Here is a 16275-nt window from a genome sequence, read left to right on the forward strand (position 1 = left end):
GCGTCCACCCGTCCATCCGTCCGCCCGCCCGTCGACCAAACCATCCATCCATCCATCCAACCAACCGCCCGATTAACCACCGAGCACCGAGCATCGACCACCAACCCCCGACCACCGACCAACCGGAGGCGTACGTGCGATTCGGCGTGAACATCCCCAACTACGGGCCGACCGCGAGCCCCGACGCGATGCTCGCCTCGGTCCGGCACGCCGAGGATCTCGGCCTGGACCTGGCCATGTTGTCCGACCACATCGCGGTCACCCCGGACGTCGCGGCCCAATACCCGGCACCGTTCTACGAGCCGCTGACCGCGCTCGCCTGGCTGGCCGGTCGTACCGAGCGCATCCGACTGGGCACGACCGTACTGATCCTGCCCTACCGCGACCCGCTGCTCACCGCTCGCGTGACCGCCAACCTGGACCGCTACAGCGCCGGCCGGTTGGTCCTGGGCGTCGGCGTCGGCTGGGCCGAAGACGAGTTCGCCGCCTTGAAGATCCCGTTCGCCGAGCGCGGCCGGATCACCGACGAATACCTCGCGGCCCTGCACACCCTGTGGACCGAGGACGTCGCCACGTTCGAGGGCGCACACACCTCCTTCCACGACGTGCACACGGCCCCGCGCCCGCTCCAGTCCCCACGCCCACCCGTCTGGATCGGCGGCAACAGCCCCGCCGCGATCCGCCGCACGGTCCGCCACGGCGACACCTGGCACCCCCTCGGCGTCACCACCGAGTGGCTCGAAAAGCAGGGTCTCCCCGCACTCCGCGCCGCCGCGGAACAAGCGGCCCGCCCCATCCCCACAGTCGCCCTACGCACCCCGCTCCGGGTGACCGCCACACCCCTCCCGGACGCCGACCGCCTCCCCTGCGAAGGCACCCTCGACCAGATCGAGACCGACCTGTCCACCCTCGCCGCCCTGGGCATCGACCACGTCCTCCTCGACCCCCGCTACCGCGATTCCACCCGCCTACAGCCCCCCGAATCGGACCGCACAACCCTGGAGGCCGCGGCCCCCCTCCTCACCCCCCACCAAACCTGACCGGACCTGCCCCGACGCGCCCGACCCAGCCAGACCAGGCCGGGCCGGACCCGACCCGACGTGACGTGACCTGATCCGGGCCCGACAGACCAGGACCGGTGGGGAAACCACCGACCCGGCGCCGGGCCGGAGACCGATGGTGGTGGTGCCGCAGGTGTACGCGGCCGGGCGCTGTCCACGGCCCGGCCGGAACCCACCGAGAAGAGGCTCATCGAGGGCCCCGGACCCGGACCCGAGATCCGGGCCGCCGGCGGGGACCCAAACCGCACCACCCCCGAAACGCAGCGCAGCCCGATGGGGAACGCGGCCCAACCGCGACCGAAGTCCGCCCGCCCGCCGGTCGCGGTGCGCCGGTCTGCCCGACGCCCTCCGAACACTCGACCGACTGATGCTCGATCGGTTCAGCCGGCCCGAAACCGAATCCGCAGCTTCGGACGATCACGGATCTCTACAAAGACGACGAACCCATCCACCACATCGACGTGGATCGCCGTGCCATCCTCCGCAGCCAGACTCACCAACCGATGACCGGCCCCGTACGCCCCCTCGGGCTCGGGCGCCGTCCGAAAGCTCTGGCATCGATCGTCACCGCAATCGCACCAGTCGTGAAACCGCACCAACCCGAGACCATCCGCCAGGGCGTACTCCCCCGCCACACGGAGAACCGCGGCCAACTCCACATGGAACTCCGGCAGGACCTCCGAGAGGAGCGGGTGACCGTCGTTCACGTCGAAATCCCGAATCCGTGCGAGACCCCCAGCTCGCCACTGGAGATCTTGGATTCTCCCAGAGCCCCCGCCCCCTCGCCCCGAATTCCACCGCACCCCCAGCCCCCGACGCCCGCCCCCCAAACCACAACCGTGAGATTCCCGACATCACAGACACTTCACGCGCAGCCGCCCCCCACTCCGCCCACGACCGAGACCCACCCCCGACAGCCCAAAGCGAAACCCCCAGCCCCGCCCGCCACCGGGACCAAAGCCCCCAGCCCGCCACCCACAGTCCGGGCACGACAAAGGCCCAGATCAGAGAAACAACCTCTGACCTGGGCCTTTACCTTTGGAGCGGGTGACGAGGATCGAACTCGCACCACTAGCTTGGAAGGCTAGGGCTCTACCATTGAGCTACACCCGCAGCTGGTGTGGCGTGCACGTGGCGCCTAGGTTAGCGGATTGGTGCGCGGCCAGTGCAGACTCTAGCGTGTCGTCCTCTAGACTTCATCGGGCGCCACGGGGCGTAGCGTAGTGGCTAGCGCGCCTGCTTTGGGAGCAGGAGATCGGGAGTTCGAGTCTCCCCGCCCCGACCACCACATCATGAATTCGCTGCAGGATGGATCGGTACCACCGGTTCTGAACCTTCAGTGTGCCGTCAGGCAAGATGCACAGGCCCGGAAGAACAGCCCGCAGCAAGGAGACCCTTACCGTGAAGAGCGCCGTCGAGACGCTGAACCCGACCCGGGTTCGGCTCACCGTCGAGGTTCCCTCCGAGGAGCTGAAGCCCAGCCTCGACGCGGCGTACAAGAAGATCGGCAAGCAGGTGACGGTCCCGGGCTTCCGTAAGGGCAAGATCCCTGCGCGCATCATCGACCAGCGCTTCGGCCGCGAGGCCGTTTTCGTCGAGGCGTTCGATGACATCCTCTCCTCCTCGTACGGCAAGGCCGTCGAGGAGAACGAGCTGCGCGTCCTGGGCCAGCCCGAGGTCACCGAGGTCACCGACGTGACCGAGCTGGCCGGCGGCGCCGATCTGAAGTTCACCGCAGAGGTCGACACCCGTCCCGAGATCGAGCTGCCGGACTACTCCGGCATCGAGGTCGAGGTCGATGACATCACCGTCACCGACGAGGACGTCGCCGAGAAGATCGAAGAGCTGCGTGACCGCTTCGGTGCGCTGAACACCGTCGAGCGGGCCGCGGCCGAGGGCGACACCGTCGTCATCGACATCGAGGCCAAGGTCGACGGCGAGGTGCTGGAGGACGGCGTCGCCAAGGCGATGTCGTACCAGATCGGCGGCGACACGATGCTGGACGGCCTCGACGCCGCCGTCATCGGTGCGTCGGCCGGTGAGACCAAGACCTTCGAGACCGAGCTCCAGGGTGGCAGCGCCGCCGGGCAGACGGCCGAGGTCACGGTCGAGGTGACCACCGTCAAGGCCAAGGAGCTCCCCGAGCTCGACGACGACTTCGCGCAGCTGGCGAGCGAGTTCGACACGCTGGACGAGCTGAAGGCGGACCTGCGCGAGAAGCTCGACCACCAGAAGCTGCACGACCAGCAGAACGAGGGTCGGGACAAGGTTCTGGAAGCCCTGCTCGAGCAGATCGAGGTGCCGCTGCCGGAGAGCATCGTCACCGAGGAGATCGAGCAGCGTCGCGGTCAGCTGGAGCAGCAGCTCGGCATGATGGGCATGGACCTGGCCAAGTGGCTGGAGATCCAGGGCCAGACCGCCGAGGAGTACGAGAGCGAGCTCCAGGAGAGCGTTCGCAAGGGCATGCGTGCCCAGTTCGTGCTCGACGAGGTCGTGAAGAAGGAGCAGCTCTCCGTCAACCAGGAAGAGCTGACCCAGCACCTCATCCAGCGCGCGCAGCAGTCCGGCATGAGCCCGGACCAGTTCGCGCAGCAGGTCATGCAGTCCGGCTACGTGCCGGTCCTGGTCGGCGAGGTTGCTCGCGGCAAGGCCCTCGAGGTCATCGCCAAGGGCGCCAAGGCCAAGGACGCGTCCGGCAACGAGGTCAGCCTCGGTGTCGACCTGCACGCGGACGACGCGGACAACCACGAGGGCCACGACCACGCCGAGACCGAAGAGGTCGCCGCGGCGTCGGACGAGGCCTCGGAGGAGAAGGCCGAGGCCTGATCCACCCGGGCGATCCGCGACCGCCGCGTACGTTGCGGCGCGCGGGATTCGCGCAGGACCCGTCACGCGGGCCCGATCACCGTCAGCCGGTGGTCGGGCCCGCGTGCGTTCCGAGGGCCTGCGTGTACTGCGAGGGCCGTGTGCGTTCCGAACGGGTACGGATCGTGATGACCCGTCACTCGATCGACCCAACCCGTTCGGGTACCGGCGTGCCCGAGCATCCCGGCCGGGCCGACCCCGTCCCCGTGGCCTACGACGCTTCGCAAGGGCGCTGCTTTCGGAGTCGACCCGCCCGGCCGGGCGGGATGGTGCCCGCCGTCAACGGCTGCGCGGAGAGCGCGGAACGGGCGCTGCCCGCCCCTCGACGTTGTAGGGGCCGGTGCCCATGCTCATCCGGATGGGCCGCGAGAACCTCCGACACGGCTTGTGACGGCTATCAGACCGCCACCCTCGGGACCACCGCCCTACTGCCATCGCGCTACTGCCACCGCCCTCAAGCCACCGCCCTCAGGACCACCGCCCCACGGCGCGTCTGTACGCGCGCATACCGGCCCACCAAGGCCGGGCACTGGCGAATCGTTCCTCACCGGCAGCGGCACGCGGTCGTCGGCAGGGCTCCAAGCCCCGCCCGGCCCCGGCCAGGCCCCGACCCGACCCGACCCCGGCCGGGCTCCGCCCCCCGCCCCCGCGGCACAACTCCGGCCCCCGCCCCCGCGGCGCGCCGGCCTCCGTCGCGCCGACACGGCCGACCCGACCTCGACCGCCCACCAGCCGTACGATCCGCGCGACTACCCCGATACCGCCCGGATACCGCCTTGCTGCGCTCTGGGCGAACAGTCCTGAGTCTGGGATGGCCTGCGACGATCCGCGCGTTAGGGTCGCTGTACGAAGGGGGTCACCCGCCACGAACGCAGGTGCCTCCCAAGGTCGACTTCGTGACGGCTCGGGATTGCCGTCGGAAACGAGCAGGTGGATACGTGACGAATCCGCAGATCGTGACTCCGGGGCTCGCGGTGCCCACTTCGCGTGCATCTCAGCCGGGTGGGATGGGGCTCGACGACCAGGTCTACAACCGGTTGCTGCGCGAGCGGATCATCTTCCTCGGCTCGGTGGTCGAGGACCAGATCGCCAACGCGATCTCCGCCCAGCTCCTGTTGCTGAACGCAGAGGACCCGGAAAAGGACATCTGGCTCTACGTCAACTCGCCGGGTGGCTCCATCACCGCCGGCATGGCGATCTACGACACGATGCAGTGGATCAGCAACGATGTCGCGACCGTCGCGATGGGCCTGGCCGCCTCCATGGGCCAGTTCCTGTTGACCGCCGGAGCCCCCGGCAAGCGCATCGCGCTCGCCAACTCCGAGATCCTGATGCACCAGCCGTCCGCCGGTCTCGGCGGCTCGGCGTCGGACATCAAGATCCAGGCCGAGCAGCTCCTGCGCACCAAGCGCAAGATGACTCGCCTGATCGCGCACCATTCCGGGCAGACCCCCGAGAAGATCGAGCACGACTCGGACCGCGACCGCTGGTTCTCCGCCGAGGAGGCCAAGGAATACGGCCTGGTGGACCACGTGGTTCGCAGTGCGGCCGAGGTTCCCAACACCGGCAGCACCAGCTGACACCGGCGGCTGCACACAGCTGATCCCGGCCGAAGAACAGCCGGGGAAAGCCGATCCAGCTTTCAGTCGCCCAGCCACTGAGTCGAGTCCGCAGTCCCGGAGGGCTGAGATTTCCATGAATGACAATCTGTTCCACCGGCCCGAGGGCCTGGCACCGCTTGCCTCGCGCAGCGCCGAGAGCCGTTACGTCCTGCCGCGCTTCATCGAGCGCACGTCGCAGGGTTTCCGCGAGCAGGACCCGTACACCAAGCTGTTCGAAGAGCGCATCATCTTCCTGGGCGTCCAGGTCGACGACGCGTCGGCGAACGACGTGATGGCGCAGCTCCTGACGCTGGAGTCGATGGACCCCGATCGGGACATCTCGATCTACATCAACTCGCCCGGCGGTTCCTTCACGGCGCTCACCGCCATCTACGACACGATGCAGTTCGTGCGCCCCGACATCCAGACGGTGTGCATGGGCCAGGCGGCCTCCGCCGCCGCCGTTCTGCTCGCCGCGGGAACTCCGGGCAAGCGAATGGCGCTGCCGAACTCCCGCATCCTCATCCACCAGCCGTACAGTGAAACCGGGCGCGCGCAAGTCAGCGACCTGGAGATCCAGGCTCGTGAGATCCAGCGCATGCGCACCATGCTGGAAACCATGCTCGCGCAGCACAGCACGAGGCCGATCGAGCAGGTTCGCGACGACATCGAGCGCGACAAGATTCTGACGGCCGAAGAGGCGCTTGCGTACGGCCTCATCGACGAGATCACCGCACCTCGGAAGGTCATCGGCTAGTGTCCCCGCCCGGTCGGCGGCTTGCCGCCGACCGGACAACGGTGACCGGTTGATGGTCAAAACCGGGGGATCGGAGATTCCGGCGGGGTACCGTCGAAAGACCAGGCACCAGGTCCGGGACATCCGGGGCCCAGGCGAAGGAGATGCACCTCGTGGCACGCATCGGTGACGGTGGCGACCTGCTCAAGTGCTCGTTCTGCGGAAAGAGCCAGAAGCAGGTGAAGAAGCTCATTGCCGGTCCGGGTGTCTACATCTGTGACGAGTGCATCGACCTGTGCAACGAGATCATCGAGGAGGAGCTCTCCGAGTCCTCCGAGTTGAAGTTCGAGGAGCTCCCCAAGCCACGGGAGATCTACGAGTTCCTCGACGGCTACGTGGTCGGGCAGGAAGTCGCCAAGAAGGCGCTCTCGGTGGCGGTGTACAACCACTACAAGCGGGTCCAGGCCGGTGAGTCGGCCAAGGCGTCCCGCGACGACGGCGTCGAACTGGCCAAGTCGAACATTCTGCTGCTCGGGCCGACCGGCTGCGGCAAGACGCTGCTGGCGCAGACCCTGGCCCGGATGCTGAACGTGCCGTTCGCCATCGCCGACGCGACCGCGCTCACCGAGGCGGGATACGTCGGCGAGGACGTCGAGAACATCCTGCTGAAGCTGATCCAGGCGGCCGACTACGACGTCAAGAAGGCCGAGACCGGGATCATCTACATCGACGAGGTCGACAAGATCGCCCGCAAGAGCGAGAACCCGTCGATCACCCGCGATGTGTCCGGTGAGGGCGTCCAGCAGGCGCTGCTGAAGATCATCGAGGGCACCACCGCGAGTGTGCCGCCGCAGGGCGGGCGCAAGCACCCGCACCAGGAGTTCATCCAGATCGACACGACGAACGTGCTGTTCATCGTGGGCGGGGCGTTCGCCGGCCTGGAGAAGATCATCGAGGGCCGGGTCGGCCGCAAGGGCATCGGCTTCGGCGCGCAGATCCGCTCCAAGCGCGATGTGGAGAGCGCCGACTCGTTCGCCGACGTGATGCCCGAGGACCTGCTCAAGTTCGGCATGATCCCCGAGTTCATCGGCCGGCTCCCGGTGCTCACCTCGGTGCACAACCTGGACCGCGAGGCGCTCATCCAGATCCTGACCGAGCCCAAGAACGCGCTGGTGAAGCAGTACCGCCGGCTGTTCGAACTCGACGGCGTCGAGCTGGACTTCGAGATGGAGGCGCTGGAGGCGATCGCCGACCAGGCGATCATGCGCGGCACCGGTGCGCGCGGCCTGCGGGCGATCCTCGAAGAGGTGCTCCAGTCGGTGATGTACGAGGTCCCGTCCCGCAAGGACGTGGCCCGCGTCGTGGTCACCGACCAGGTGGTCCTCAAGCACGTCAACCCCACGCTCGTGCCACGCGACGTGGTCAAGCGCGAGCGGCGCGACAAGAGCGCCTGAGTCGACCGGCGAGGCGCCGGCCGGGTTCCGGCCGGCGGCACGGCTCGCCTGCACCTTCGCACCCCGCGCTGCACGTTCGCATCCCGCGCCCGACCGGCGGGCACGGCCCGCTCACCCGTCCGCGACCACTCGCCGCTGCCGCACAGGCGGCCCTAGCGGGCACTGCCCGCATACACGTTCGCGATCACCAGTCGGGCGTGTGCGACGCCGGCTCCGTCGCTGACGTAGACGAGGTCGTGGTCGTCGCCCCACAGACACATCGCCGTGGTGGGGTTGCTCCAGCAGCGGAGCACCCCCGGCGGGCCGGGGACGGCCGGGTCCTCGGTCACCGGGACGGCCGGCACGAAGTCCCGGACGTACTCGGCTGGCACCCGGTCGCGCCGGGCGGCCAGGGTCAGCAGCACCGTCTCGCTGGTCTGCCCGCCGCCGAAGACCTCGGTGCGGACGTCCGCGAAGGTACGTCCCATCGTCGCGTTCAGATCCGCGACCGTCGACGGCAGTGCGGTCCGGGCGACCGGGCCGCGGGCCCCGATCGTGGCCGGCATGACGAGCGGTCCGGCACTGCGGGTGCTCGCCGGCGCGGTGGGCAGTCCGCGCGGCTCCGGGGCGTCGTCGCCGCCGGAGTCGAGCAGCAGCACCACGACCACCACGGCGGCGACCACCACGGCCACGCTGCCCAGCACGCCGACCAGGATCGCGATCCGGTCCCGGGAGCGGCTCTCCGCAGGCGGCGCGGCCCCCGGCGGCCCGGTCGGATACCCCGCCCCGCCGGTCCCGGGCCCCTGCCACCCGCCGTATCCGTCGCCCATCGCCCCCACCACCCGCGGTTCGGTCGAACGTCATCGGTACCCGGTACAACGACGCCACGGCCGCCAGGCGACGCGCGAACCGGCGTTCGACCCCGAACCACCCCCGCCCCACGGGGTCGCTACCGCTCCAGGTCCGCGCGCATCGCCTTGAACTTCGCCGCGGCCCGGTCCGCCGACAACTGCTCGAAATACGCCACGGCCGTCGTGTCCTGGTCCGCCCACCCGCAGATCGCCGCCGGCTGTGCGACCGAGGCCGGCATGCACTCCAGCGTGCCGCCCAGCGGGCCGGGATCGTAGCCCTTCATCGTCACCCCGTCCGGGACGCTGCCGCCGCTGCCGTTCACGTACTCGACCATGCCGCGGACCATGTGCTCCATGCGCTTGCCGTCGATCCCGGTCATCCCGTCCACCCCGACGAACAGCACCGAGCGGGGGCCTGCCCCGGTCGCGCCGTATGCCGCGACCAGCACGTTGTTGGCCGGGGAGCGCACCTCGCCCGGGTCGACCGGGACGTCGGTGGGCCCGCCGTCGAGCAGCCGGGCCAGGTCTCCGGCCCGGGCGGCGGGCCGGAGCTTGTGCGGGCTGGCCGCGGCCGGGGGTCGCTCGGACGGGACCGACGTCGACGGAGCAGACGCGGTCGGCTTGGCCTTGCCGGTCGGCACCTCCGCCGGCCGCGTCACGGACGCGGTCGTCCCGGGGTCGACCGGTTGGGTCGTCGCGGCGACCGCCGGGCCGCTTCGGTCGGCCTTGTCGTCCTTGCCGTCCTTGGCCTGACAGCCCGTCAGTACAGCCGTCCCGAGCACGGAGACGGTGACGGCGACAAACAGTGTGCGAGTGCGAGAGCCGGCACGAGGACGAGAGCCGACACGAGTACGAGTGTGAGTGCGAGTGCGCACGAGATCCCCCCGGATTCACGAAGTCACGGATACGGGCCCGCTCCGACGCTCCGACCGATGCCCCCATCGTCGAAACCCGGATACCGGCCCACGGCGCAAACTAGCGGTCCCCGGCCGCCGCCGGCGTCGCGGTGACACCACGGTGACAAGGGCGGGACGCCACCGGCGACAAAGGCGGAACGCCGGCGGCGGGACCCCGACCGGCGACAACCGGTCGGTCCGGCGACGTCGCCCGAGGGCCGCCGCCCGCGCCGCCCATCGCCCTGTTCCCGCCTTGCCGCCGGCGCGTCGAAGGTGCCCGTGCGCCTTCCGTAGACTGGGGCGGTGACCGAGAACACCACTCCCGCAGCCGCTGCCGCCGAGCAGCCGCAGGCCCTTCCCTCCCAGTACACCCCCGCCGAGGTAGAGGGGAAGCTGTACGAGCGCTGGGTAGCCGCGGGTTGGTTCGAGGCCGATGCCAAGAGCGACAAGCCGCCGTACACGATCGTCATCCCGCCGCCGAACGTCACCGGACAACTGCACCTGGGCCACGCGTTCCAGCACACGCTGATGGACGCGCTCACCCGCCGCAAGCGCATGCAGGGCTTCGAGGCGCTGTGGCTGCCCGGCATGGACCACGCCGGCATCGCCACCCAGAACGTGGTCGAGCGCGAGCTGGCCAAGGAGGGCAAGTCGCGGCACGACCTGGGCCGCGAGGCGTTCGTGGACCGGGTCTGGCAGTGGAAGGAAGAGTACGGCGGGAAGATCCTCGGCCAGATGCGTCGCCTCGGCGACGGCGTGGACTGGTCGCGTGAGCGCTTCACCATGGACGAGGGCCTGTCCCAGGCCGTGCAGACCATCTTCAAGCGGCTCTACGACGACGAGTTGATCTACCGCGCCGAGCGGATCATCAACTGGTGTCCGCGCTGTCTGACCGCGATCTCCGACATCGAGGTCGAGCACCAGGACGACGACGGCGAACTCGTCTCGATCCGCTACGGCGACGGCGACGACGCGATCGTGGTGGCCACCACGCGCGCCGAGACCATGCTCGGCGACACCGCCGTCGCGGTGCACCCGAGCGACGAGCGGTACGCGCACCTGGTCGGCACCGAGATCGAACTGCCGCTCACCGGGCGGCGGATCCCGATCGTGGCGGACGAGCACGTGGACCCCGAGTTCGGCACCGGCGCGGTCAAGGTGACCCCGGCGCACGACCCGAACGACTTCGAGATCGGCCGCCGGCACAACCTGCCGATGCCCACGGTCATGAACGAGCGGGCGATCATCACGGTGCACGGCCCGTTCGAGGGCCTGGACCGCTACGAGGCGCGTTTCGCGATCGTGGCCGCACTGCGCGAGCAGGGTCGGATCGTCGCCGAGAAGCGCCCGTACACGCACGCGGTCGGGCACTGCTCGCGCTGCAAGACCACGGTCGAGCCGCGGCTGTCCATGCAGTGGTGGGTCAGGGTCGAGCCGTTGGCCAAAGCCGCGGGCGACGCGGTGCGCGACGGTCGGGTGGCCATCCACCCGCAGGAGCTGGCCGGGCGCTACTTCGGCTGGGTCGACAACATGCACGACTGGTGCATCTCGCGGCAGTTGTGGTGGGGTCACCGAATCCCGGTCTGGTACGGCCCGAACGGCGAGACGGTCTGCGTGGGCCCGAACGACGAGGCGCCCACCGGCGAGGGCTGGACGCAGGACACCGACGTGCTCGACACGTGGTTCTCCTCCGCGCTGTGGCCGTTCTCCACGCTGGGCTGGCCCGAGCAGACCGCCGACCTGGCCAAGTTCTATCCGACCGACGTGCTGCTGACCGGGCACGACATCATCTTCTTCTGGGTCGCCCGGATGATGATGTTCGGGTTGTACGCGATGGACGGGCAGGCGCCGTTCCACACCATCACGCTCACCGGCCTGGTTCGCGACCAGTTCGGCAAGAAGATGTCCAAGTCGTTCGGCAACGTGGTCGACCCGATCGACTGGATGGACGCGTACGGCACCGACGCGCTGCGCTTCACCCTGGCCCGCGGCGCCAACCCCGGCACCGACGTGCCGATCGGCGAGGACTGGGTCCAGGGCTCGCGCAACTTCTGCAACAAGATCTGGAACGCCACCCGGTTCGCGCTGATGAACGGCGCCACCGTCGAGGGCCCGATGCCGGCCGCCGAGCAGCTCTCGGCGACCGACCGCTGGATCCTGTCCCGGCTGGACGCGGTCGTGGCCGAGGTGGACGCGTACTACGAGGACTATCAGTTCGCGAAGCTCTCCGACACGCTGTTCCACTTCGCCTGGGACGAGGTCTTCGACTGGTACGTGGAGCTGGCCAAGCTGCCGCTGAACGGCGACGACGAGGCCGCCGCACAGGCCACCCGGCGGGTCCTGGGCCATGTCCTGGACGTGACGCTGCGGCTGCTGCACCCGATCGTGCCGTTCGTGACCGAGGAGTTGTGGACCACGCTCACCGGTGGCGAGTCGCTCGTCGTGGCCCAGTGGCCGACCCCGAGCGGGTTCGCCGACCCGGCCGCCGAGGCCGAGATCACCACGCTCCAGCAGGTGATCACCGAGGTCCGCCGGTTCCGCTCGGACCAGGGTCTCAAGCCCGGTCAGCGGGTGCCGGCCAACATCTCGCTCGCGGGCACCGCGATCGCCGCGCACGAGGCGGCGCTGCGTCAGCTGGCCCGCTGCACGCCGGCCGGCGAGGGCTTCTCGGCGACCACGTCCTTCCCGGTCGCGGGCGCCGTGATCGAGCTGGACCTGTCCGGCGCGATCGACTTCGCCGCCGAGCGCAAGCGCCTGTCCAAGGACCTGGCCGAGGCGGAGAAGGTCCGCGACGTGAACACGAAGAAGCTCGGCAACGCGGGCTTCCTGGCCAAGGCCGCCCCCGACGTGGTGGACAAGGTCCGGGACAAGCTGGCCGGCGCCGAGGCCGACATCGAACGCATCAAGGGCCAGCTGGACCGGCTGCCCACCGGCTGACCCGACCGGCCGCACGGCCCGGGCACACCCACCCGGGCCGTGCGGGCGGCCACCCCACCAGCAACCCACCAGCTCCGCAGAACTCGATCAGAACCGGTGACACCTGTGACAGACCCCGCCGAGGCACTGGCCGCGCAGCGCGCCGTCGAGGCCGAGCTGATCGGGCGCTGGCCCGAGACGAAGCTCGACCCGTCCACCGACCGCGTGGTCGCGCTGATGGACGTGCTCGGCGAACCCCAGCGGGCGTACCCGGTCATCCACATCACCGGCACCAACGGCAAGACCAGCACGGCCCGGATGATCGAGGCGCTGCTGCGCGCCTTCCAACTGCGTACCGGCCGCTTCACCAGCCCGCACGTGGAGTCGATGACGGAGCGGATCAGCCTGGACGGCGAGCCGATCAGCGCCGAGCGGTTCGTCGAGACCTACCGCGACATCGAGCCCTACATCGGCATCGTGGACGCCGCGCAGCCGTACCGGCTGTCCTTCTTCGAGGTGATCACCGCAATGGCGTACGCGGCCTTCGCCGACGCGCCGGTGGACGTCGCGGTGGTCGAGGTCGGCATGGGTGGCACGTGGGACGCGACCAACGTGGTCGACGGCACCGTCGCCGTGGTCACCCCGATCGCGGTGGACCACGCCGCCCGGCTGGGGAACACGCCCGGCGAGATCGCGGTGGAGAAGGCCGGGATCATCAAGCAGGACAGCCTGGTCGTGCTGGCACACCAGCCGGTGGACGCCGCCGAGGCGCTGATCCGGCGCGCGGTCGAGGTGGACGCGACGGTGGCCCGCGAGGGCATGGAATTCGGCGTGGTCCGGCGCGACCTGGCAGTCGGCGGGCAGTTGCTCACCCTGCGCGGCCTGGCGGGGGAGTACGAGGACGTCTTCCTGCCGCTGCACGGCAGCCACCAGGCGCACAACGCCGCGGTCGCGCTGGCCGCGGTGGAGGCGTTCCTGGGCGTCGGCGTGGCCGACCGGCCCGGGCTCACCAGCGGCGGCGCGCTGAATGCCGACCTGGTCCGGGAGGCGTTCGCATCGGTCACCTCGCCCGGTCGGCTCGAGATCGTGCGACGCAGCCCCACCGTCCTGATCGACGCCGCACACAACCCGGCCGGTGCCCTGGCCGCCGCGCAGGCGATGACCGACTCGTTCGACTTCCGGCACCTGGTCGGCGTGGTCGGCGTGATGGGCGACAAGGACGTCCGAGGTGTCCTGGAGGCCCTCGAACCGGTGCTCGCCGAGGTCGTGGTGACGCAGAACTCGCAGCCGCGGGCGATGCCGGTCGACGAACTCGCCGCGCTCGCGGTCGAGGTGTTCGGCGCGGACCGGGTCGAGGTGCAGCCGAGCCTGCCGGACGCCATCGAGGCCGCCGTCACGCTCGCCGAGGAGGAGGGCGACCTCGGTGGTGCGGGTGTGCTGATCACCGGCTCCGTGGTCACCGTGGGCGAGGCCCGGGTGCTCCTCAAGGGCGGTGAACCGGGCGCGGGCCCGGGGGCCGGCCCATCCGGCGGAAGCGGCGGAGGCAACCGCAACGGAAGGGACGCCTGAGCATGCGTGCGCTGTGTTCGACCCATCTGATCGGCCAGGCCCTGGTGATCTGTCTCGCCGCGTTGGTGGCGATGCAACTCACCGACATCTCCACCGGCGTGTTGTGGGCGGTCGCCGGACCGTCCGCCCTCGTCTGCGTCTGGCTGTGCGCCAAGCTCGGCCGGCCGTGGGCGGTCACCGCGGGCTGGGTGCTGCAACTCGGCCTGTTCCTGACCGGTTTCGTGGTCCCGATGATGTTCCTGATCGGCGTGGTGTTCGCCGTGATCTGGTACGGCTGCGTCCGGGTCGGGCGGGTCATCGACGACGCCAAGGCGGCCCGCGCGGCCCTCGCGGACTGAGTCGCGACATACGGCCGAAAGGTTGATGCGTTACCCCGGATAGGCTCTGGGCGTTGACCGTTCGTCGGGTCGCAAGGTTCGTACCCGTACCCCCTCTTCGAGGAAGCAAGGAGCCAAACGTGTCCGAGCGCACGCTCGTCCTGGTCAAGCCGGACGGAGTCCGGCGTGGTCTCGTCGGCGAGGTCATCGGCCGCATCGAGCGCAAGGGCTTCACCCTGGCGGCGCTCGATCTGCGCGTGATGGATCGCGAGACGATCGAGCGGCACTACGCCGAGCACGAGGGCAAGCCGTTCTACGCCCCGCTCGTGGAGTTCATGACCTCGGCCCCCTCCGTGGCGCTGATCGTCGAGGGCGAGCGGGTGATCGAGTCCTTCCGCGCGCTCGCCGGCGTCACCGACCCGATCAAGGCTCTGCCGGGCACCATTCGCGGCGACTTCGCCACGATCACCCGGGAGAACATCGTGCACGGCTCCGACTCGCCGGAATCCGCCGAGCGCGAGATCAAGAACTTCTTCCCCGAACACGCCTGACGATTTCGCCGCGGCGCCGGGTGCGCCGCGCGGAATCGGTTCGCGATCCCCGCCGCGACGATCGCGTCGCGACCGTGCCCGAAGGCCGCGCGACGCGCGCGGACTGCGCGGGGGATCGATTTTTTTCGCGACCACGCCGGGCGGACCTCCGCGCGACCCGCCGGGGTGCCCTATCGGGCCCCGACCGTGCGCTGTTAGAGGGAAATCCCTCCACTTGCCGCGCGTGGCACGCAACCCCTCGCACCGTGATCACGTCATGGTGGATGGAGGGTGCAGCCGTGCCCCGGTACGTCGCGGGTTCTGCCGCCGGTACACCGTGCCTACGATTGTGGTCGGTCGATCCGGCGTTCTCGGTACGACGTCCCTCGGCCGGCTCATGTCCTCATGGCTACGAGCTCGGGAAGGCCCTAGGTTCTTTATATGGCGAACAACTTGTCGTTCATCGGTCGTGACATGGCGGTCGACCTCGGTACGGCCAACACGCTGGTGTACGTCAGAGGCCGCGGCATCGTACTGAACGAGCCGTCGGTGGTCGCCAAGAACACCACCACCGGGGGCATCCTGGCGGTCGGCGCCGAGGCGAAGAAGATGATCGGCCGCACGCCCGGCAACATCGTGGCGATCCGGCCGCTCAAGGACGGCGTGATCGCCGACTTCGAGATCACCGAGCGCATGTTGCGCTACTTCATCCTCAAGGTGCACCGCCGCCGGTACCTGGCCCGTCCGCGCGTGGTGATCTGCGTGCCCTCGGGCATCACCGGCGTCGAGCGCCGCGCCGTGGTCGAGGCGTCCAGCCAGGCCGGTGCGCGCAGCGTGCACATCATCGAAGAGCCGATGGCCGCCGCGATCGGCGCCGGTCTGCCGGTGCACGAGGCGACCGGCAACATGGTCGTCGACATCGGCGGCGGCACCACCGAGGTCGCGGTGATCTCGCTCGGCGGCATCGTCACGGCCCAGTCGATCCGGGTGGCCGGCGACGAGTTGGACAACGCGATCATCGCCTACGTCAAGAAGGAGTACTCGCTGCTCCTGGGCGAGCGCAGCGCCGAGGAAATCAAGATGTCGATCGGCTCGGCCTTCGACCTCGGCGAGGACGAGCACAGCGAGATTCGTGGTCGCGACCTGGTCAGCGGCCTGCCCAAGACGATCGTGATCTCCACCTCGGAGGTCCGCAAGGCGATCGAGGAACCGGTCAACACCGTTGTGGACGCGGTCAAGAGCACGCTGGACCAGTGTCCGCCCGAACTCGCCGGCGACGTGATGGATCGCGGCATCGTGCTCACCGGCGGCGGCGCCCTGCTGCGCGGCCTCGACGAGCGGCTGCGCACCGAGACCGGCATGCCGATCCACATCGCCGACAACCCGCTGGACTCGGTGGCTCTGGGCGCGGGCAAGTGCGTCGAGGAGTACGAGAAGCTCCAGCAGGTATTGGATGCCCAACCGCGCCGCTGACCGAGGACGCGGGGGCGGTCGGTCGGA

The 16275-nt window shown here is 69.7% G+C and carries 13 protein-coding genes and 2 tRNA genes; 11 read left to right on the forward strand and 4 right to left on the reverse strand.

Annotated elements, in window-relative coordinates; all coding sequences use genetic code 11:
• Nucleotides 1-134: 134 nt before the first annotated feature.
• A complete protein-coding gene (locus ACIBM5_RS04475; RefSeq protein ID WP_396005347.1) occupies nucleotides 135-1040 on the forward strand; it encodes a TIGR03619 family F420-dependent LLM class oxidoreductase in 906 nt (301 codons plus the stop codon).
• Between the two features lie 401 nt (nucleotides 1041-1441).
• Here ACIBM5_RS04475 and ACIBM5_RS04480 read toward each other — a convergent pair whose 3' ends face one another.
• On the reverse strand, nucleotides 1442-1768 hold the full coding sequence (locus ACIBM5_RS04480; RefSeq protein WP_396005349.1) for a hypothetical protein: 327 nt from the start codon (nucleotides 1766-1768) through the stop codon (nucleotides 1442-1444).
• A 332-nt stretch (nucleotides 1769-2100) separates the two neighbouring features.
• A tRNA-Gly gene (locus tag ACIBM5_RS04485) sits at nucleotides 2101-2174 on the reverse strand.
• Between the two features lie 96 nt (nucleotides 2175-2270).
• Between ACIBM5_RS04485 and ACIBM5_RS04490 the strand changes: the two genes are divergently transcribed.
• The 5 genes from ACIBM5_RS04490 (at nucleotide 2271) to clpX (ending at nucleotide 7717) form a co-directional block, all read left to right on the forward strand.
• Nucleotides 2271-2346: transfer RNA gene (locus tag ACIBM5_RS04490), tRNA-Pro, on the forward strand.
• Between the two features lie 116 nt (nucleotides 2347-2462).
• On the forward strand, nucleotides 2463-3887 hold the full coding sequence (tig, locus tag ACIBM5_RS04495; RefSeq protein ID WP_391582907.1) for a trigger factor: 1425 nt from the start codon (nucleotides 2463-2465) through the stop codon (nucleotides 3885-3887).
• Between the two features lie 1046 nt (nucleotides 3888-4933).
• Nucleotides 4934-5506 (forward strand): ATP-dependent Clp protease proteolytic subunit, encoded by a 573-nt coding sequence (locus ACIBM5_RS04500; RefSeq protein ID WP_020550724.1) that lies wholly within the window; start codon nucleotides 4934-4936, stop codon nucleotides 5504-5506.
• Between the two features lie 115 nt (nucleotides 5507-5621).
• Nucleotides 5622-6284 (forward strand): ATP-dependent Clp protease proteolytic subunit, encoded by a 663-nt coding sequence (locus ACIBM5_RS04505; RefSeq protein ID WP_391582906.1) that lies wholly within the window; start codon nucleotides 5622-5624, stop codon nucleotides 6282-6284.
• 152 nt (nucleotides 6285-6436) lie between these two features.
• Nucleotides 6437-7717: an ATP-dependent Clp protease ATP-binding subunit ClpX gene (gene clpX / locus ACIBM5_RS04510; RefSeq protein ID WP_360304477.1), complete on the forward strand. Its 1281-nt coding sequence runs from the start codon at nucleotides 6437-6439 to the stop codon at nucleotides 7715-7717.
• Nucleotides 7718-7869: 152 nt separating this feature from the next.
• On the opposite strand, the gene ACIBM5_RS04515 is transcribed toward clpX, so the two are convergent.
• Entirely contained in the window at nucleotides 7870-8526 is a 657-nt protein-coding gene (locus ACIBM5_RS04515) for a hypothetical protein (protein ID WP_396005353.1), read from the reverse strand.
• A gap of 119 nt (nucleotides 8527-8645) precedes the next feature.
• Nucleotides 8646-9329 (reverse strand): hypothetical protein, encoded by a 684-nt coding sequence (locus tag ACIBM5_RS04520; RefSeq protein ID WP_396005355.1) that lies wholly within the window; start codon nucleotides 9327-9329, stop codon nucleotides 8646-8648.
• Nucleotides 9330-9746: 417 nt separating this feature from the next.
• Between ACIBM5_RS04520 and ACIBM5_RS04525 the strand changes: the two genes are divergently transcribed.
• From ACIBM5_RS04525 to ACIBM5_RS04545, 5 genes are all read left to right on the forward strand, one after another.
• Complete coding sequence (locus ACIBM5_RS04525; RefSeq protein ID WP_396005356.1) at nucleotides 9747-12380, forward strand: valine--tRNA ligase; 2634 nt, start codon at nucleotides 9747-9749, stop codon at nucleotides 12378-12380.
• A gap of 105 nt (nucleotides 12381-12485) precedes the next feature.
• Complete coding sequence (locus tag ACIBM5_RS04530) at nucleotides 12486-13928, forward strand: bifunctional folylpolyglutamate synthase/dihydrofolate synthase (RefSeq protein WP_391582902.1); 1443 nt, start codon at nucleotides 12486-12488, stop codon at nucleotides 13926-13928.
• A 2-nt stretch (nucleotides 13929-13930) separates the two neighbouring features.
• Nucleotides 13931-14266, forward strand: coding sequence for a DUF4233 domain-containing protein (locus tag ACIBM5_RS04535; protein ID WP_391582901.1), 336 nt, complete (start codon nucleotides 13931-13933; stop codon nucleotides 14264-14266).
• Between the two features lie 119 nt (nucleotides 14267-14385).
• Nucleotides 14386-14796 (forward strand): nucleoside-diphosphate kinase, encoded by a 411-nt coding sequence (gene ndk / locus ACIBM5_RS04540; protein WP_396005359.1) that lies wholly within the window; start codon nucleotides 14386-14388, stop codon nucleotides 14794-14796.
• A gap of 432 nt (nucleotides 14797-15228) precedes the next feature.
• A complete protein-coding gene (locus tag ACIBM5_RS04545) occupies nucleotides 15229-16248 on the forward strand; it encodes a rod shape-determining protein (RefSeq protein ID WP_078979486.1) in 1020 nt (339 codons plus the stop codon).
• Nucleotides 16249-16275: the final 27 nt, after the last annotated feature.

The organism is Embleya sp. NPDC050493 (assembly GCF_044458105.1).
Classification (GTDB): domain Bacteria; phylum Actinomycetota; class Actinomycetes; order Streptomycetales; family Streptomycetaceae; genus Embleya.

Excerpts from the sequence above, each read along its gene's own strand:
- ACIBM5_RS04500 (WP_020550724.1), top strand. The coding sequence starts at position 4,934 with ATGGGGCTCGACGACCAGGTCTACAACCGGTTGCTGCGCGAGCGGATC.
- ACIBM5_RS04505 (WP_391582906.1), top strand. The coding sequence starts at position 5,622 with ATGAATGACAATCTGTTCCACCGGCCCGAGGGCCTGGCACCGCTTGCC.
- ACIBM5_RS04515 (WP_396005353.1), bottom strand. The coding sequence starts at position 8,526 with ATGGGCGACGGATACGGCGGGTGGCAGGGGCCCGGGACCGGCGGGGCG.
- ACIBM5_RS04535 (WP_391582901.1), top strand. The coding sequence starts at position 13,931 with ATGCGTGCGCTGTGTTCGACCCATCTGATCGGCCAGGCCCTGGTGATC.